Consider the following 18,134-nt stretch of genomic DNA (forward strand, 5'->3'; position numbering starts at 1 on the left):
ATCCCGCGACGGACATCGCCCGTCGCCGCATTACTCTGACACATTATGATTATCGGCATCGATCTCGGCACCACCAACAGTCTCTGCGCCGTCTGGCGCGAGGGCCGCGCGGTGATGATCCCCAACGCACTGGGCCACCACCTGACACCGTCAGTCGTCGGCCTGGACGACAATGGCCACATCCTGGTCGGCCTCGCCGCGCGCGAACGCCTGATCACGCATCCGCACCAGAGCACGGCGCTGTTCAAGCGCTACATGGGGTCGGACCGCGTGGTGCAGCTCGGCACCGAGCGTTTCCGTGCGGAAGAGTTGTCGGCCCTGCTGCTCAAGTCGCTCAAGGCCGATGCAGAGCGTTTTCTCGGCGAAACGGTGACCGAGGCGGTGATCACCGTCCCGGCCTATTTTTCCGATGCGCAACGCAAGGCCACCAAGATTGCCGGCCAGCTCGCCGGGCTCAAGGTCGATCGCCTGCTCAACGAGCCGACCGCCGCCGCCCTCGCCTACGGCCTGCACCAGAATGAGCCGGAGAGCCGCTTTCTGGTATTCGATCTCGGTGGCGGCACTTTCGACGTGTCGATTCTCGAGCTGTTCGAAGGGGTCATGGAAGTGCGCGCGAGTGCCGGCGACAATTTCCTCGGCGGCGAGGATTTCGTCGAGGCACTGATCGACGGCTTCATCGATGCCGTCGGCAAGCCGGCTGGCCTCGAAGACAAACAGGCCGATGCCTATCTGTACCAGGCGCTGCGCAAGGAGGCGGAGCGCGTGAAGCGCGCGCTGTCGAGCCAGGATGCCGCCGATTTCGAGATCGAATACCAGGGCCAGCCGCTACGCTGGCATGTCGGCGAGGCCGATTTCGCCAAGCTCGCCGAGCCCCTGCTCAAGCGCCTGCGCGAGCCGATCGAGCGTGCCCTGCGCGACGCGCGCATCCGCGCCCACGAGCTGAACCAGATCGTGCTGGCAGGTGGCGCCACGCGCAAGCCGCTGATCAAGAAGCTGGTGGCGCGCATGTTCGGCCGGCTGCCTGCGATGCACCTGAACCCGGATGAAGTCGTCGCGATGGGCGCGGCCGTGCAGGCCGGGCTCAAGGCGCGCGATGCGGCACTCGACGAAGTGGTGATGACCGACGTCTGCCCCTACACGCTCGGCGTCGAGGTCAGCGAGCAGATGGGGGCGGGGCGCTTCCAGGCTGGCTTCTTCCTGCCCATCATCGAGCGCAACTCGGTGGTGCCGGTGTCGCGCGAGCAAACGGTGTCGACCGTGCAGGACGACCAGCCAGCCGTGCTGGTGCGCATCTATCAGGGCGAGAGCCGCATGACGCGCGACAACATCTTCCTGGGCGAACTGCACGTGCCGGTGCCGCCCAAGCCCGCTGGCGAGGTCGGCCTGTCGATCCGCTTCACCTACGACGTCAATGGCCTGCTCGAATGCGAGACCACGGTGGCCGAGACCGGCGAGAAATGCCAGCTCGTGATCGAGGAAAATCCAGGCGTGCTGACGCCGGAGCAGGTGCAGGAGCGCTTGGCGGCCTTGTCCAGGCTCAAGATCCACCCGCGCGACCAGCTGGTCAATACCGCCATGCTGGCGCGCGCCGACCGCCTGTACCAGCAGACGCGCGGCGAGGAACGGCTGTTCGTGGGGCAGGAGACGGCGCAGTTCCAGGCCGCGCTGGAGACGCAGGACGACGACATCATCGCGGATGCGCGCGAAACCCTGAAGATCGCGCTCGACGAAGTCGAGGGTGAAACCTGGCTCTAGGCCGGCGCCCGCCGGGCAATCGACGAACGGGCCGCTTGCGGCCTGTTTTGTTTTCGGGCGCCGGCGCTCGGCATGCGTGCGGCACCGCTGGCACGGGCGAATCCCGGTAAAATGGTGGTATGGATTACCGGCTGAGAGCGGGCGTGCCCGTGCGTGGCGGTCGGCTCGCGGTGCAAAGCGCATCCCAGTGTGCACGATGGCTGCACCGCAAGGAACGGTGAACGTGCAGGCGCGACCTGCCTTTTCTGAGTGATCCAAGCCCTGACTAACGATATTTGAAGCGTCATGATGAACCCCTGGCACATACTCGGCATCGAGCCTACCCAAGACCTGCGCGACATCAAGCGTGCCTACGCCAAACTGCTCAAGGCCACGCGCCCTGATGACGATCCGCAGGGCTTTCAACGCCTGCGCGACGCATTCGAACAGGCCCAGTTCGAGGCCATGCAGCCGCCACCCGACACGGCGGTGCAAGCCAATGCCGACGCGGCACCCGACGCCGCGCCAGCCCATGCGTCCGGGCGAGGTGAGCTGTGCCCGCACTGCGGCAAGATCCACGAGCCGCTGGAGGACGTGCCGGAACACGAGAAGCCGATCGTCGCGAAACTGCGGCCCTGGATCTACGAGCTATCCGACCTCAACAAGGCCGACCAGGTGGACGAGGCGATTGCGCGCCTGCGCGGCATGCTGGCCGACCCCTACCTGACCGAGCACGACGTGCACCGCGAGATTTTCGAGGATGGCATGCTCTACCTGGCCTGTGACGACCGCGAGGTGCGCGACGAATTCGTGCGCGTGCTGATCGAGCACTATCGCTGGACCGAGCCGGACAACTGGCTCGCGGGCAAGGACCCGGCGACGGCCGACTACCTGAAGGTGCGCATGCAGGAGGCCGATGCGCTGGCCAAGGTGGACGAGCTGTTCGAGCTGATCGAGGACGAAAGCGAAGAGATCGCGATCCAGGCTTTCGATGCAGTGATCGACGGCGACACCCTGCTCAACGTCGATGTGAAGGCCCTGTTCGAGGGCGAGCTGATGATCGGCCTGTCGGAATTCGAGCCGCTGCCGCTGGGCTTCATCCGCCATGTCGCGGCGCATTTCGACTGGCAGCGCGACCACCGCCACCTGCAGGCCTATCATCCGCAGGCCTGGCGCGATCTGCAGCGCGCTTTGCTGAAAGAAACCCACAGCTGGTGGCGATGACACGAAAAATGGCAGCCGAGGCTGCCATTTTTGCGGGTACGCGAGTCAGTGCTCATGCACGGCGCCGACGCAGCCATCCCATCCCGAACAGCCCGGCGCCGAGCAGCGCCAGCGATGCCGGCTCTGGCAGCACGAACGGACGATCGGTGATCTCGAAGAACACCTGGAAGTTGTTGCTCTGACCCTCGACGGTGGTGAAGCCCACGCAACCCGCTGCCGCGCCCGCGGCCGTACAGGCGGCGTTCGACAGGTTCGAGACGCCGTCGATGTTGACCTTGGCGTTATACAGGTTGCCGTCGAACAGGAAGGTCTGGTTGAAGCTGTTATCGACCGGGTTGAACCCAGCGCCGGCAACGTCGAGTACGAAGATGTCGTTACACGGCGTCGGACTCGCTACCACGCAGGTGCCGTCGACGTTGGGGGTTTCGAGGAAATTGACGTTGAACAGCAGCGCCGGTACGGGGGCCTCCGGCCCGGGATAGGGCGGATTGGGCAGTAGCGGCTGCAGGAACAGCATGTCGAACAGTGTTGCATTCGCCAGCGACGGTGCAAAAATCGGCTGATTGTTGTGCACGACGGTGACGGTTGGCGTGGCGCCACCGTTGGTGGTGATGTTGCCGGTGAATTCGCCTGGGTTCGCCAGTTCCGAGCCGACGGACAGCGACGACTGGGTGCCGCCGGGCACGGCTGGCGAGCCCCACTGCAGCTTGGTGTAAACATTGCCGACGGTGCTCATGTCGAACAGGCCGCCGGTTTGCAACGGAATCATGTCATTGGATGCGCTGAGCACCGCATTCGGGTTGCTGCCGGTGACGCCAGCTGGTGCGAACGAGGTAAAGCCGGACTCCAGCCGATAACCCCAATCGGTGATCAACGGCCCTGCTGTCGCGTTTTGTGCCGCGAGCAGACCAACAGCTGCGAGCCCCAGCAGCCCCATGGTTTTCTTGGCGAAACGTTTCATGCTGACTCCTCTCTGCAAAGTGTTGTCTCGACACCGTAAGCTACGCATGAAACATGCCATTGCAGCAAATTGCATGTAAGTCAATGAAAAGTATAATATATTTTCAACGCATGCCAGTTGCATGGCTGCGCATGTAAACAAATTCGACATGAATGGCTATTCGGCCAAGCCCTGCCCTGCAGCGACTGCGTAGCCCTTGGGCGCGGGCGCCAATCAGCGGACGTTTCCATCGGGCCCAATATGCAAAGGGACACCCTGGGAGTCGCGGCAGTCTGTCCGCGGCGGATCGGAGCCCCGCTTGGCCCGAACAGGCGCTCCCTGCCGTCAGGTTCCTTACTTGGATGGCCGGCTGACACGGCGCCAATGGGTATGCCACGCACCAAGGCGCCCTACCTGTATGCCGAGTGTGGCTCGGGTGTGGCGCTAACCGAGACAGTTGCCCTGTGCGCTAAGACGTACAAAATCAATGGACTGCCCCTGCGCGCGCACCAGCACATCCCGTCGGCGCCGCTGGCATCTCATCGTGGGTTTGGGGGGCGGCCATGCCTTGGCCGGTCGGCGGGAAAGGATGCGGCGGACGTCTCGCGTGATTGCGGGAGGAAAACTAGGCTCCGGTCTGCATGAGCGCCAGCGGCTTACGCTGAGAACGCGTGACCGTGTGGCACGGCCAGCCGACGCGCAGCAGCATCGCCAGCGGCCGTTGCTCGCCCAGTTGCAGCTGGCAGCGCCGTGCCAGATCGAGTGCCGCCTGCCGGTGCGCGGCGTCGAGCTGCCCGGTTTCCTGGCGGCGCAACTGGTCGGCGACCACATAGTAGGGCTGGACGGCCAGGCCCGCCTCGTTGAGGGTGATCCAGGCCCGCTCCATCAGCGCCCCCGCGGCCCGCATGGCGTCGCGGTTGTCGTCGCGCAGGATGGCGATCAGCAGCGGGCCGGCGGCGATGGGGCGGGCCTCGATCGCCGCCAGCAGCTTGTAGGCGCCCACCCGGTTCGCTGCGCGCAGGCAGGGTGCCGAGCTGATCATGTGCAGCATCAGGGTGCCGCCGGGCGGTAGATCGAAGGTGCGGATATCGAGGCCGTCGCCGTGATCGGCGTCTTCGGGCTTGAACCGCAGGCTGTGTGCCAGCCAGCCCATGATTTCCATGTTCTGGAACCGCAATTCGCCGGCGCGGCGCACGATGTCGCTCCACGCTTGCAGTTGCCGCTTGTCCTGCATGAGCTGCAACTGTGCACCAGGCTCATGCATTGCCGCGACGTGCGCCTGCACGGCATCCGGCACTGGCGAGGGGCGGAAGGGATAACGATTGGTATGGCGCCGAAACAGCGGCAGCTCGGTTTCAAGCCGCCGCGGGTCCGGCAGGGTGGTGATTTCCGCACGTAGCCGCAGCGTATCGCTATCGTGGCGATGCAGCTGCACCTCCGCGCCGATCACCTGTGCCGCCTGGCGTAGGTTTTCCTCGATGGCGCCCAGGCTGATCTGCGTGGCTTCGGCTTCGAGTGGAAAGGTGGTGCCGGCAGCGGCGGTGGCGTCGAAATGCACATCGAAGCCATCGGGCCGGCGCAGGAAACGCCACGGCTGCATATTGTCCGGGGACGGCGCCCAGCGGGCTGCTTCCATCAGCACGTCGAGCGGCGCCATATTCGTCGTGTGCATGCCATGTTTCCTGGCTGGGAAGGGAGGATAGTTGCGGAGCGGCTACTGCAAGCATAGCCGATTCCCGATATAGCGATACGCCGAACCCGCGCCCGGCCAGCTCACCCGCTGGTCGCCCTTGCCTTCATATGCCTGTCATCTTTGCCCGGTAAATTGCCGCCACGTCGAGCCGATGGCCGCGTGACCTTGGCTTGGGTGGGTCCGATACTCAGGCACCAGACACCATGCCCCGGCTTTTCAAGGCCGGGGCATTTTTCATGGACGCGGCTTCAGCGCCTGATCGAAGAAGCGCAGCGTGTGGCCGATGGTGTACAGGCGGTTCTCGCGTTTTTGTGCGCCGTGGCCCTCGTCGGCGAAGATCATCAGCTCGCTGGCAACCCCCTTCTGCGTTGCGGCCTCGTACATCTGGACGGCCTCGCCCACCGGCACGCGCGGGTCGCTGGCGCCCTGGATGATCAGCAGCGGCGCGCTGAGCCTATCGATATAGGTAACTGGCGACAGCTTGATCAGCGCCTCGCGGTCGATTTCCGGGTCGCCGTATTCGCTGGTGCGCAGCTTGCGGCGGTAGGGCGCGGTATTATTGAGGAAGGTCAGCAGGTTCGACATGCCCACGTTGGCCACGCCGGCGTCGAAGCTGCCGGCGAACATCGTCATGCCGACCAGCGTCGAGTAGCCGCCATAGCTGCCGCCCATGATGCCGATCTTCGGTGTGCTGCCGTGGCTGCCCCAGTTGGTGCGGATGTAGCGCGCGGCATCGTCGATGTCGGTGATCACATCGAGGCGCTTGGCGCCGTCGTCGGCATGGAACCACGCCTTGCCGTAGCCGTTGGAGCCGCGCACATTGGGCTCGACGAAGATGTAGCCGGCATCGACGAACAGCTGCGCGTAGGGCGAGAAACCCGGTGTCGCCTGCGACTCGGGGCCGCCGTGGAAATGGACGATGACCGGGCATGGTGCCGGATCGCAACTGGCCGGCCGGCGCACGAACATCGGGATGGGCGTGCCATCGCGTGCCGGGTAGGTTTCGAGCGTGGCGCGGGCGAAACGGCGCGTATCCACCTCGGGGCTCGACGGCCACACCCACTGCGTCTGCTGGCCGCGGCGCCAGTCGTAGACATAGGCCGAGCGCGGTGCCTGTGCCGTTTCCACGATCAGCACGCTGTAGCGGCCGTCGCGCGTGCTCGAGCCGGGCAGCACGTGGTCGGCTCCCTTGAAGGCGGGCAATGCAAGCGGCTTGCCGCTCTGTGCATCGAGCGCATGGAGCGTGCTGTAGCCGTTGTCGTTGACCGTGTAGAGGATGCGGCGGCGCGTGTCGTCGATCTGGAAGCCCGATACATCCCACTTGAGCTCGGGCGTGATCGCGTCGAAGCGGCCACCGGCATAGCGGTACAGCCGGCGGAAGTTACCGAAGCGCGGCGTCTGCGCCAGGTATTCGCCGGGCTTGGCGCCGAAGCGCATTTCATACTCTTCGTTGTCGTCCTGGCCGATCACCGGGGCCAGCTTGCCGGACTGCCATTCGTAGTATTCGCTGTGCGTGCTGCCGATGCCCTTCTCCAGCAGCAGCCGGCCATCGTCGAGGTGGTCGGCGATCGCCCACAGGCCCGGTTCGGTGAAGATCGCCTCCTTCTTGCCGGTGGCGATCTCATAGCGGTACAGCGCGCGGCTGTCGGGGCGGATGTCGTTGGCTGCGTAGTAGACGTAGCGGCTGTCGCGGCTGACGAACTGGTGAAAGGTCTGCACCCCTTCCTTGTGCTGGATCTCGATCAGCGCCCCGCCCGCGGTCGGCTGCAGGTAAAGGCCGGGGTTCTCCTCGCCCTTGCGGTCGCGTTGCACGAGCAGGTAGCGGCCGTCCGGCGTGATGTCGGCGAGTGTGGTGGCATCCTCGCCGCCGGTCATCTGCACCGGGAAGCGCTGCGGCCCGTCGATGCGCCAGATCTGCGAGACGCCGGTCACACGCCAGGTGAAGAACAGCTGCCTCGCGTCCGGGCTCAACAGGCCGCCGCCCGGCGCCGAGATGTCGAGCATGGACTGGATGCGGCGGCTCAGCGAGGCATCGAGCGGCTTGGGGCGGAACTGTTCGAGTGTTTCCTTGCTGACGCTGCTGGCGCCAAGGCCGGTGTAGCCGGCGGCCTGCGCGGCCGGGCTGCAGAGCGCGGCGCACAGCGCCGTCAGGGTGAGCTTGCGAGTGATCGGGGTCATGGTGTCGTCGTGGGTCGATGATGGGCGTCAACAAGTGAGGTGTGACCGGCTGCTGCGCATCGAGTTCGCCCACCGTCACGCCACGCCGCATTGCGCGTGTGGCGCTGATGCTAATCCGACTCGCGGCCCGCTGACCAGCCCCGTGCGGCCTACTTCAGGTATTTGTCGTAGATGGCCTGGTAGCGGCCGGTTTCCTTCAGGTGGCGTAGCCCGGCGTTGAAGTCGTCGCGTACCTGAGGGTCGCGAAACACCGGGCGGTAGTCCTGCGGGTTCGGCGTGACGAAGTCGTGCTCCTCCACCAGCTTGGTCGCGGTACCGCTCCTCATGAGCTCCAGCGTGAAGTAGCGGAAGATGTGGCGGTCGCTGAGCACCACGTCGTAGCGCCCGGCCATCAGGGTTCTGACCTGCAACGCCTGGTCGTTCAGCTCGAAATAGCGGCCCGCCTTGCGCACCGGGTCGAGCCAGGCCGGATAGCGCTTGCTCGCCCCCTGAAACGACACCACGCTCAGGCCGTCGAGATCGGACGGGCGGGTGATGACCAGATTGCGCTCCTGCAGCGTGATGAACACATTGTCGTAGCGCACGGCCGGGTCGCCATAATGGCCGCCGAAGTGCGTCAGATCTTCGCCCAGGTCGGTCATCACGGCATCGACCTGATTGCTTTTGAAGGCCATCGGCACGCGCGCGAACGAGAAATAGTGCGGCTTCAGCACGTGGCCACGGTAGGCGAGCGCCTCGCCGATCACCTCCAGTTCGATGCCGGAATTGGTGTCGGGAAAGCAGAACGGCGGAATCCTTTCGCCAAAGGCCATGCTGACGTCGGCCGCCATGGCCCCTGTCGACAGCGTCAGCAGCATTGCGCCCAGCAAGGCCCACCTCACCACTGCCTCCTGTTGTGTCGATCACGTCCGGCGGACGAACCGCCGCCCCGTCCCTGCCTCAGTATAGCCTGCGACGGCGGCGCCCCCGCGCTCACGGGCTGACCATCTCGGCATAGTCCAGCAGCGCCGCCAGCACCTGCTGCTGGCGGCCCGTCAGGTCCGCCCTACCCTGCAGTTGCTCGATCTGGGCGAGGTAATCGTCGATGGTGATGCTGGCGCCGCCGGCCGGATCGGTCAGGCGCCATTCGCGGTAGTCGTCCCAGCGCATGGCCTCGGTGGACGCCAGGGTCTCCGGGAAATTGCGGGCGCGGTAACGGAACAGCATCTCGGGCAGGCGCGCGTCGTCGAAATCCAGCCGCAGCTCGGCCAGCTGTTGCGGCAGCGTGGCGCGGATGCGGTTCATCAGCCCGCGATCCTTGTTGCTGAAGAAGCCGCCGCCATACAGCATCAGGTCCGGGTCGCTCGGCGGCTCGCCGGCCGGGCGGTCGAACACCGTCGCCAGCTTGGCGGAGAGGTCGTTCGCGGCCAGCCGTTTCCAGTGACGCTCGCTTTGCGCCAGGTCGATCTGCCAGTGTTCCGCCAGCGCCGGGGTCAGCAGCTTGCTCGATGCCACGATCGGGCACTTGTTGAGGTGGATGGTCTTGAGCGGCAGCCGTTCGACCCCCTCGGGCAGATCGGCCGCGCGTGTGAACAGCCGCTCGCGGATCTGTTCCGGCGTCAGGTCGAACAGCGGCGCCGGGTCGGCGCGCAGGTCGAACACCACGACCTCGTTCTTGTTGGTCGGGTGCATGGCGATCGGCGAAACGAGCGCGAGGCAGCCGAAATCGGTGGAATACATGCCCGAGACATGCAGCACCGGCCGCTTGCTGTCGAGGTCGATCTGCCCGGCCACCTTGTGCTTGTCGCGCAGCTGGTAGACATAGTCGTAGAGCTTGGGCTGAGTGGCCTTGACGAGCCGCGCCACGGCGATGGTGGCGCGCACGTCGGACAGCGCATCGTGCGCGGCCTCGTGCACGAGGCCATTGGCCGCGCTCAGGTGTTCGAGCTTGAAGCTCGGCTTGCCGTCCTCATGCGTGGGCCAGACGATGCCCTCGGGCCGCAGCGCACGCGTCAGGCGCAGCATGTCGAGGATGTCCCAGCGCGAGCAGCCGTGTTGCCATTCGCGCGCATAGGGGTCGAAAAAATTGCGGTAGAGCAGATTGCGCGTGAACTCGTCGTCGAAGCGCAGGGTGTTGTAGCCGACGCCGCAGGTGCCCGGCTGGCCCAGCTGTTCGAGGATGGCGGCGATGAAATCGACCTCGGGCAGCCCCTTCTCCAGCGCCAGCTGCGGCGTGATGCCGGTGACCAGGCAGGCCTCGGGCTGCGGCAGGAAGTCGTCGGCCGGCCGGCAGTAGACATTCAGCGGCTCGCCGATCTCGTTCAGATCTTCGTCGGTGCGGATGCCGGCGAACTGCACGGCGCGGTCGCGGCGCGGGTCGGTGCCGAAGGTTTCGTAGTCGTGCCAGTAGAGGGTGTTGGGCATGGGCTGGGTCGTGGGGCTGGATCAGGCGCAGTGTCGCTTGCCCCGGCGCGGTTTTCAAGCGTGCGCCTGCCGCGCGGCCCGGCTGTCGGGCCCGGTGTGGTTATGCTGGCCGTCTGCCTGGGCTTGTCCTGCGGTCAGCCGCCGGCCGCTTTCCGGCTGCGGCTCAGCCGTCGCTTGGCTGGGTGCTACAGGCTCAGATTGCCCGTGCCGAGGTGGACCACGCGCCCACCGACGAAGATCTGGCGCTGCAGGTTGACTTCGAGCTTGAGATGGCTGATGCGCTTGATCGTGTGGCCCTGGCGTACGTCGAGATTGATCGGGCGCGGGGCGCCGTTGGCCAGCAGCCAGCCGCCGAGGTTGGCGCAGGCCGAGCCGGTGCCGTGGTCCTCGGCCAGCGCGCCGCGGTCGGTATAGAAGAAGCGCAGGTTCACCAGCACCTCGTCGCGATGCCAGACGCAGACCTGGGCGCGGCCCTCGCGGTTCGGCACGAACTCGTCGAGCACATGCGCTTTCGGCGTGCAGCGCAGCACGGCGTCACGGCTTGCCAGCGGCACCACCAGCTGTTCCGTGCCGGTGTTGACGAACAGCGCGGTGCCGCCGAGGTCGGCCGGCGCCAGGCCGAGAATGGCCGCCAGCTGCTCGTTGCTGAGCTCGCAGGCGCGGTAGGTCGGCGTCTTGGCCTGAAAGGTCCACACATCGTGCTTGCTGCGCCACAGCGGAATCACGCCGGCCGCCGTCTCGATGTTCAGGCGCGTGCCGTCGAGCTGCCTCAGGCGTGCTACCACATGCGCGCTGCCCAGCGTCGGATGGCCGGCGAACGGCATCTCGTAGGCCGGCGTAAAAATGCGGATGCGCGCGTGCGCCTGTTCTGCCTCGAACAGGAAGCTGACCTCGGGCAGATTGAGCTGGCGCGCGATCGCCAGCAGGGTGGCGTCGTCGAGCCCCTGTGCGTCTTCGAACACGGCCAGGGCATTGCCCGACAGCGCCGTTTCGGCAAAAACGTTGACCAGGTGGTAGCGGTAGATGGCCATGGCTAATCCGGAAGGTTGATCTCGCCCGCGCCCTGGCGCGCGACGCGGCCGCCGACGAAGACGCGGCCATCGGCATCGATGTCGAGTGCGATACGGCAGGCCCGGCTGATCTGGTCGCCCTGCGCGATCACGGCCTTGAGCGCTTGCTGGCCATGGTGCAGCAGCCAGTAGCCGAGGTTGCAGGCGGCCGAGCCGGTACCGGGGTCTTCGTGCAGATTGCCGTTGACCAGCGTGAAATAGCGCGCGGTGATGCGCTCGCCGTCGCGGTGCCAGGCGTAAACCTTGGGCTGTCCCTGGCGGTTGGCCGCCAGCGCTTGCAGCAGCTCGACGCGCGGGCGGCAGCGCGCCACCGCGTCGGCGCTGGCGAGCGGCAGCATCAGCTGTTCGTTGCCGTTGTCGACGAAGGCGGCATGCGGCAGCACCTCGGGCAGCGGCAACGTCAGCATCTGCGCCAGCTCGGTGCGGCTGGCCTCGCTCGGGCGCAGCAAGGCTCGCGGCGTCTGCAGCATCCAGACATCGCCGCGGGCGAACAGCGGCACCAGCGCCGCGCGGGTCTCGACAATCATCTGGTCGCTGCCGCCCAGCAGCGCGCGGATCACGGCGGCGCTGCCGAGCACCGGGTGGCCGGCGAAGGCCATTTCCCGCTCGGGGGTGAAGATGCGGACGCGCGCGGCGGCCTTGTCGCTGCGCAGGATGAATGCCGTCTCCGACAGGTGCATCTGTTGCGCCAGGGCCTGCATCAGCTCGTCGCCCATGTCGTGTGCGTGCTCGAACACAGCGAGCGCATTGCCCGAGAGCGGCGCCTCGGCGAACACGTTGACGATCTGGTAGCGGTAAGTGGGCATCCGAGTTATCCGGTGGCGGGCGTCGGGTTGGGTTTCACGTGGAACCAGCACCGCAGTTCAAACGGCGCTGTTCTTCGTCGACGCGCGTGAGGATGGCTTCCCAGCGCGCGCGACTCATCGGGTCGCGGGTCGAGGCACGTGCCTTGAGCGCCGCCTCACGCTGCTCGTTCAGCGCCTTGCAGCGCGCCGCGACGGCCGCGTCTTCCGGGGCCGCCGGCGTGGCCGTTGGCGGCGCATCCGCCGCCATTGCCCGCGTCAGTGTGCCGGCCAGCATCAGCGCCATCATAATGCGGCGAGGAAGCATCGATATCGCCTTTGGTCGATCAATACATGCAGCTTAGCCGCCGCATATCGAGTTCATGGCGCCGTTTCTGCTGCGCCCAATAGTCGCGGCTGCGTGCATCCTGGCCATTGCGCGACTGGCTCTCGGCCATGTCGCGCAGCCGCAGCAGGGTGTCACAGCGCTGCTGCAGGTCGGCGCGCGGCTGGTCGGACAGCACCAGCACGCTGGGCTTGCCAGCGTGCCCCTCGCCCGCGGCCAACGGTGCCAACAACAGGCAGAGCAGCGCCAGGCCGTAGCGCATCAGGCGCCCTTGTGGCGCAGTGCATCGAGCAGCTTGCCGTGCACGCCGCCGAAGCCGCCGTTGCTCATCACCAGCACCTGGTCGCCAGGCTCGGCATCGGCGACCACGGCTTGCACGAGCTTGCCCAGGTCGTCGAAGGTGCGTGCGCGTTCGCCCAGCGGCGCCAGCGCTTCGGCGGCATCCCAGCCGAGATTGGCGCCGTAGCAGTAAACCAGGTCCGCCTGCTGCAGGCTGCCCGGCAGCAGCTGTTTCATGGTGCCGAGCTTCATGGTGTTGGAGCGCGGCTCGAGCACCGCCAGGATGCGTGCCTGGCCTACCTTGCGACGCAGGCCGGCAACGGTGAGGTCGATCGCGGTCGGGTGGTGGGCGAAGTCGTCATACACCGTCACGCCGTGCTCGGTGCCGCGCACTTCCATGCGGCGCTTCACGTTCCTGAACTGGGCCAGTGCCGCAATGCCCTGCGCCGCCGGCACGCCGACATGGCGTGCGGCGGCCAGCGCCGCCAGCGCGTTCTGCTGGTTGTGCTCGCCCAGCAGTTCCCACTGCAGGCGGCCCTGCGACTGGCCGTCGAGCAGCACCTCGAAGCCGTCGTCGTATACCGTGCCGACCTGCCAGCCGGCCGCCGCGCCGAAGCGCTCGACCGGTGTCCAGCAGCCGCGTGCGAGCACGCGGTCGAGGCTGGTCTCGCGGCCGTTGGCGACGATCAGGCCCTGCCCGGGCACGGTGCGGACGAGGTGGTGAAACTGGGTCTCGATCGCGCCGAGGTCGGCGAAGATGTCGGCATGGTCGAATTCGAGGTTGTTGAGAATCGCCGTGCGCGGGTGGTAGTGCACGAACTTCGAGCGCTTGTCGAAGAAGGCGGTGTCGTATTCGTCGGCCTCGATCACGAAGAAGGGGCTCTTGCCACCGGGCTCCTGGCGCGGCTCGCCGGGCAGGCGGGCGGACAGGCCGAAGTTCTGCGGAATGCCGCCGATCAGGAAGCCCGGCGCGAGGCCGGCATCTTCGAGTATCCAGGCCAGCATCGAGGTGGTGGTGGTCTTGCCGTGTGTGCCGGCCACGGCAAGCACCCACTTGTCGTGCAGCACGTTCTCCGCCAGCCATTGCGGGCCCGAGATATAGGGCAGGCCACGGTTGAGGATTTCCTCCATCAGCGGGTTGCCACGCGTCACCACATTGCCGATCACGAACACATCGGGCTTCAGCTCGGCCTGCGCGGCGTCGAAACCCTGGATCAGCTCGATGCCCTGGTCTTCGAGCTGCGTGCTCATCGGCGGATAGACGTTGGCATCGCAGCCGGTGACGCGGAAGCCCGCTTGTTTGGCGATGACGGCGATGCCGCCCATGAAGGTACCGCAGATGCCGAGGATGTGGATGTGCATGTCGCTGTTGCCGTGATGGGTTGAAGTGGCGGAATCGGGTGTCTTCCGCCACGGTAAACGATGTCCGCCATTATCGGGCATCGCCGGGGTGCGGAAAAGCGCGGCGGTTCTGCCGCATTGCAGCAACAGGCTCTATAATACTGTTGATACGTACCCAGGTTGCCCTACCATGGCTCCGCGCCTTACCTCCCCCGCCGACATTGCACGCGTGGCGCTCAAGCGCCTCGCCGAACTGGGCCTATCGCCCACGCCCGAGAACTATGCGCGCTTCTATCACGACATCGCCGGGGTGAGCCAGGTGGTGGCGGGCGGCGCCAGCCAGCAGGCCGACAGTGATCTCGTGGCCTCGGTGCACGAGGTCGTGGCCGGCGCGGCCGAGGCCACCGGCAGCCTGGCCGACCTGATCCACGACCATAACCAGGATTTCCAGTCCTCGCTCTCAGGACTGCGCCAGACCGACGAGAAAGCCGACATCATGCGCATTCTCGGCTCGATCATCTCCACCGCGAGCTCGATGCACGAGACGGTGGAGGACTCGCACAGCAGCCTGTCGCAGCTGCGCGGCACGCTCGAGCAGATGCAGGAGGACATGGCGGCGAGCCGCCACGCGCTCGAGCGCGATCCGCTCACCGGCACGCAGAACCGTCAGGGCCTCGACTTCCTGCTGGCCAAGGAGGTGACGCGCGCGCACCGCCACCAGAGCAAGCTCACGCTGGCCCTGCTCGACCTCGACGACTTCAAGCTGGTCAACGACCGCTACGGCCACACGGTGGGCGACAAGGTGCTGATCCACGTCACCAACATCACCAAGGCCGTGTTGCGCACCAGCGACACGCTCGTGCGCTACGGCGGCGAGGAATTCCTGATCCTGCTGCCCGAGACCGACGTCAACGGCGCCAAATTCCTCATGGAGCGCCTGCGCCAGGTGTTCCGCAACAACCCGGTGATGCACGAGGGGCGGCGCATCGACGTTAGCTTCAGCGCCGGCATTGCCCAGCTCGCCGCCGAAGAGAACGGCCATGCGCTGATCCTGCGCGCCGACCAGGCCATGTACGCGGCCAAGGCCGGCGGCCGCAACGCCATCATCGTCGCGGCCGATCGCACGATCCAGGCCGGCTGAGCGCGTGACGCCGGTCAACCTCGTCACCGGCCTGCTCGGCAGCGGCAAGACCAGCACTATCCGCCATCTGCTTGCGCACAAGCCGGCGCACGAGCAGTGGGCGGTGCTGGTCAACGAATTCGGCAGCGTCGGCATCGACGGCGCCCTGCTCACCGATGACGGCATCGAGGTGCGCCAGGTGGCGGGCGGCTGCATCTGCTGCGTCAGCAGCCCGCTGTTCCGCGTCGGCCTGACCCGGCTGCTGCGCGAAGCGAAGCCCGACCGGGTACTGATCGAGCCATCCGGCCTGGCCCACCCCGCCGCCGTGGTCGACATGCTGCGCGACGCCTATTTCGCCAGGGCGGTCCGGCTCGATGCCGTGGTGTGCATCGTCGACCCGCGCCAGCTCGGTGACGCGCAGGCCATGCCGCTGCTGCACGATCAGCTGCAGCTTGCCGATCTCGTCGTCGCCAACAAGGCCGATCTCGCCGCGCCCGCCGACCTGGCACGGCTGGCCACACTGCTGGCGGGCCTCTACCCGCCAAAGGCGATCTCGGCAGCGGTCGAACACGGGCGGCTCGACCCCGCCTGGCTTGCCTCGCCCTCGACGGTGGAGGCCGCGTCCGCCCCTACCCCGCCCTCGCACCTGCTCATGCGGCTGCCGCGCAGCCCCGCCGGCGAAGTCACGGAACGTCTGCAACGCCAGGCCGGCGCGGGCCACGTCGCCTATGGCGCAAGCTGGCCGCCCGCTCGCGTCTTCGACGGCAAGCGCCTGCATGGCTGGCTCGCGCTACAGCAAGCCAACCCCGCGTTGCGGCGTGCCAAGGGCGTGGTGCGTATCGGCAACACGTGGTGGCAATTCAATCTGAGCGGGACCGAGCGGGAATGGCAGACCAGCGCCTGGCGGCGCGACAGCCGCATCGAGCTGATCTTCGACGAGGCCGGGGCGCCCGCCGGCGAGCAGCTCGAACGCGAACTCACCGACTTGCTGCTGCCTGCCTGAGCGCCAATCCCCGCGCGGCTTGCAGCCCGGCTGCAGGGCCCGCCCGGAGCGGCCGTCAGCCTTTCAGGGCAACCCAGTATTCGAGCGCGCTGTGCTCGTCGAACGGCGAGGCCTGCGGCGCGAAGCGGAAGAAGGCCGGGGCATCCGCCAGCACATAGCCCGAGCACGGCAGCCAGGCGCCGAAGATGTAGTGCATCGTGTATTCCCATGCGCTGCCGCTGCCGGCATGGCTGAATACCGCGTTGTGCAGCGCCGGGCGCACGGTGGTGACCATGCCTTCGGGCACATCCGAGAAATTGCCGACCTCGATGCAGGGCATGATGAACACGCGGATCTCGGTTTCGCTCGACGACACGATGTCGCACAGCAGCGCCGCGCGCTCGCCGACGCGGTTCGGCACCTCGCCCAGCCGCGCCAGGAAGGACTGCCACAGCGGCCGGCCCAGCTCGATCAGGTCGAAGGCCTCGTGCGGCACGGTGAGATCGGCCTTGATGCCGACCAGGCGGATTTCCGGCGAGGCGTCGAGACGCGGTGCCAGCCCGACATTGTGGTGCAGGTGTTCGAGGTAGACCTGGGTGATCTGCGGCTTGATCTGCGGAAAACCGGGCGCCTGCCGGTTCTGCCGGAACTCGCGCGGGCTGGCGCCGAACTGGGCGCGGAAGGCACGTGTGAACGCTTCGTTCGAATCGAAACCGGCATCGAGCGCGATGTCGAGCACGTTTTCCTTGCCGTCGAGCAGGCGCTGGGCGGCCCACGACAGGCGACGGCGGCGGATGTAGTTCTTCACCGTCTCGCCCACCGTGGCGCGGAACACGCGCTGGAAGTGCCAGTGCGACATGCCGGCAAGCTCGGCCAAGTCGCGGATGCCGAAGTCCGATTGCAGATTGTCCTCGACGTAGTCGATCACCTCCTGGATGCGCGACAGCGTCAGGGGGATCGCATTGCGGCCGCTCATCGCGCCCCCTTGAAGAAGTCGGACACGGTTTGCAGCAGGTCGCGCGTGATGCTGTTCCAGTAGCGCCAGGTGTGGCCGCCGGCCACGCGCATGTAGTCGAAACGCACGCCGTTCTTGCGCAGGATGCCGGCGAAGCGCTCGTTGAGCGGCTGCACGTAATCCTCGGTGCCGCAGTAGAGCTTGACTGCGAAATCGGCGGTGAGCGGCTGCGCATCGAGTTCGTCGAGTGTTTCGTCGAGGAAGAAGGCGCTGACCGGCGCGACGAAGCCGAAACGCTCGGGCCGGTGCCAGGCCAGGTTGAAGGCCGACAGCGCGTGTGGCGTCATACCGGCGACGGCGGTGGCGGCGCGCCCGGGCTCGATCGCGAACCAGCGCGTGAGCTGGCCGTAGAGCTCGTCGGCGAGGAAGGCTTCGAGCTGCGGCAGGGCCTGTGTGCCGTCGATGGTCGGCATGGCGATCACGAAGGGTTCGATCGCGCCGCTGGCCAGCAGATTGTCCATGAAGTTGTCGATCAGGCCATTGCTCGCCCACTGGTTGGCGCGCGTGCGGTGGCCGTGCGTCAGGTAGAGCAAGGGGTAGCGCCGGCGCTGGTCGTAGCCGGGTGGCAGGTAGACCGAGACCTCGACCTGGCGTTCGAGCAGCTGGCTTTTCATCTGCAGCTTGAGCAGATCGCCGTGCGGCACGTCGTGGCGCGCCCAGTCGCCATCGCCGAGCAGCAGATAGGAATGCTCGCCCCCCCAGCCGTCGGCGGCCGTCAGCGGGTTCTCGGGGTCGGGCACATAGGCGCCGTCCACCCAGAACTTGTAGATCCACTGGCCCGGCCGCAGCTGCAGCGTGGTGCGCCAGATGCCGTCGGTGCCGCGCTGCATGGCGATCGGGCGCGCCTGCCAGTCGGTCATCTCGCCGATCAGCAGCACCTCGCGCGCCAGCGGTGCGGCGAGCCGGAACTCGACCGGCAGCAGGCCGCCGGCGAGCTCGATCTGTGTCTTCAGCACCGACTGCAGGCCGATGAGATTGGGGTTCATGGTGGCGTTGTCCCGGCTTATTGATTCTGGGTATCGAGCGG

At 66.7% G+C, this 18,134-nt stretch carries 15 protein-coding genes and 1 pseudogene; 4 read left to right on the forward strand and 12 right to left on the reverse strand.

Translation table 11 applies throughout. The annotated features are described in order from the left end of the window. Window positions 1-45 precede the first annotated feature (45 nt). Both ABWL39_RS10900 and ABWL39_RS10905 read left to right on the forward strand, forming a co-directional pair. Entirely contained in the window at window positions 46-1,755 is a 1,710-nt protein-coding gene (locus ABWL39_RS10900) for an Hsp70 family protein (RefSeq protein ID WP_367790439.1), read from the forward strand. A gap of 288 nt (window positions 1,756-2,043) precedes the next feature. Continuing rightward, window positions 2,044-2,187: pseudogene (locus ABWL39_RS10905) on the forward strand (DnaJ domain-containing protein); the annotation flags it as partial. A gap of 823 nt (window positions 2,188-3,010) precedes the next feature. Here ABWL39_RS10905 and ABWL39_RS10910 read toward each other — a convergent pair. From ABWL39_RS10910 to mpl, 10 genes are all read right to left on the reverse strand, one after another. After that, window positions 3,011-3,919: a THxN family PEP-CTERM protein gene (locus ABWL39_RS10910; protein WP_367790441.1), complete on the reverse strand. Its 909-nt coding sequence runs from the start codon at window positions 3,917-3,919 to the stop codon at window positions 3,011-3,013. A gap of 604 nt (window positions 3,920-4,523) precedes the next feature. Further along, window positions 4,524-5,570 (reverse strand): hypothetical protein, encoded by a 1,047-nt coding sequence (locus ABWL39_RS10915; RefSeq protein ID WP_367790444.1) that lies wholly within the window; start codon window positions 5,568-5,570, stop codon window positions 4,524-4,526. Window positions 5,571-5,825: 255 nt separating this feature from the next. After that, window positions 5,826-7,769, reverse strand: coding sequence for a prolyl oligopeptidase family serine peptidase (locus ABWL39_RS10920; protein ID WP_367790447.1), 1,944 nt, complete (start codon window positions 7,767-7,769; stop codon window positions 5,826-5,828). 149 nt (window positions 7,770-7,918) lie between these two features. Beyond that, on the reverse strand, window positions 7,919-8,650 hold the full coding sequence (locus ABWL39_RS10925; protein ID WP_367790450.1) for a substrate-binding periplasmic protein: 732 nt from the start codon (window positions 8,648-8,650) through the stop codon (window positions 7,919-7,921). A gap of 91 nt (window positions 8,651-8,741) precedes the next feature. Continuing rightward, window positions 8,742-10,172 carry an exodeoxyribonuclease I gene (gene sbcB / locus ABWL39_RS10930; RefSeq protein WP_367790453.1) on the reverse strand — a complete coding sequence of 477 codons (1,431 nt, stop codon included), beginning with the start codon at window positions 10,170-10,172 and terminating at the stop codon, window positions 8,742-8,744. Window positions 10,173-10,357: 185 nt separating this feature from the next. After that, window positions 10,358-11,203, reverse strand: a complete 846-nt coding sequence (locus tag ABWL39_RS10935) for a PhzF family phenazine biosynthesis protein (protein WP_367790456.1) — start codon at window positions 11,201-11,203, stop codon at window positions 10,358-10,360. Between the two features lie 2 nt (window positions 11,204-11,205). Then, window positions 11,206-12,048: a PhzF family phenazine biosynthesis protein gene (locus ABWL39_RS10940; RefSeq protein WP_367790458.1), complete on the reverse strand. Its 843-nt coding sequence runs from the start codon at window positions 12,046-12,048 to the stop codon at window positions 11,206-11,208. Between the two features lie 34 nt (window positions 12,049-12,082). Then, on the reverse strand, window positions 12,083-12,352 hold the full coding sequence (locus ABWL39_RS10945) for a hypothetical protein (RefSeq protein ID WP_367790461.1): 270 nt from the start codon (window positions 12,350-12,352) through the stop codon (window positions 12,083-12,085). Between the two features lie 19 nt (window positions 12,353-12,371). Further along, window positions 12,372-12,632 (reverse strand): hypothetical protein, encoded by a 261-nt coding sequence (locus ABWL39_RS10950; protein ID WP_367790464.1) that lies wholly within the window; start codon window positions 12,630-12,632, stop codon window positions 12,372-12,374. Beyond that, window positions 12,632-14,011, reverse strand: coding sequence for a UDP-N-acetylmuramate:L-alanyl-gamma-D-glutamyl-meso-diaminopimelate ligase (gene mpl / locus ABWL39_RS10955; RefSeq protein WP_367790466.1), 1,380 nt, complete (start codon window positions 14,009-14,011; stop codon window positions 12,632-12,634). The genes ABWL39_RS10950 and mpl overlap by 1 nt, the downstream gene beginning before the upstream one ends. 169 nt (window positions 14,012-14,180) lie before the next feature. On the opposite strand from mpl, the gene ABWL39_RS10960 reads away from it, so the two are divergent. Together ABWL39_RS10960 and ABWL39_RS10965 are read left to right on the forward strand one after the other, a co-directional pair. Further along, complete coding sequence (locus tag ABWL39_RS10960; protein ID WP_367790469.1) at window positions 14,181-15,131, forward strand: GGDEF domain-containing protein; 951 nt, start codon at window positions 14,181-14,183, stop codon at window positions 15,129-15,131. 4 nt (window positions 15,132-15,135) lie between these two features. Continuing rightward, the gene (locus ABWL39_RS10965; RefSeq protein ID WP_367790472.1) at window positions 15,136-16,113 is read left to right on the forward strand and encodes a GTP-binding protein; all 978 of its coding nucleotides are present in this window, start codon (window positions 15,136-15,138) and stop codon (window positions 16,111-16,113) included. 55 nt (window positions 16,114-16,168) lie between these two features. Here the strand turns inward: ABWL39_RS10965 and ABWL39_RS10970 are convergent, their stop codons facing one another. After that, window positions 16,169-17,068: a helix-turn-helix domain-containing protein gene (locus tag ABWL39_RS10970; RefSeq protein WP_367790475.1), complete on the reverse strand. Its 900-nt coding sequence runs from the start codon at window positions 17,066-17,068 to the stop codon at window positions 16,169-16,171. Further along, on the reverse strand, window positions 17,065-18,093 hold the full coding sequence (locus tag ABWL39_RS10975; RefSeq protein ID WP_367790478.1) for an alpha/beta hydrolase: 1,029 nt from the start codon (window positions 18,091-18,093) through the stop codon (window positions 17,065-17,067). Before ABWL39_RS10975 ends, ABWL39_RS10970 begins: the two co-directional genes overlap by 4 nt. Window positions 18,094-18,134 lie beyond the last annotated feature (41 nt).

This window comes from Chitinivorax sp. PXF-14 (assembly GCF_040812015.1).
In the GTDB taxonomy this organism is placed as follows: Bacteria; Pseudomonadota; Gammaproteobacteria; order Burkholderiales; family SCOH01; genus JBFNXJ01.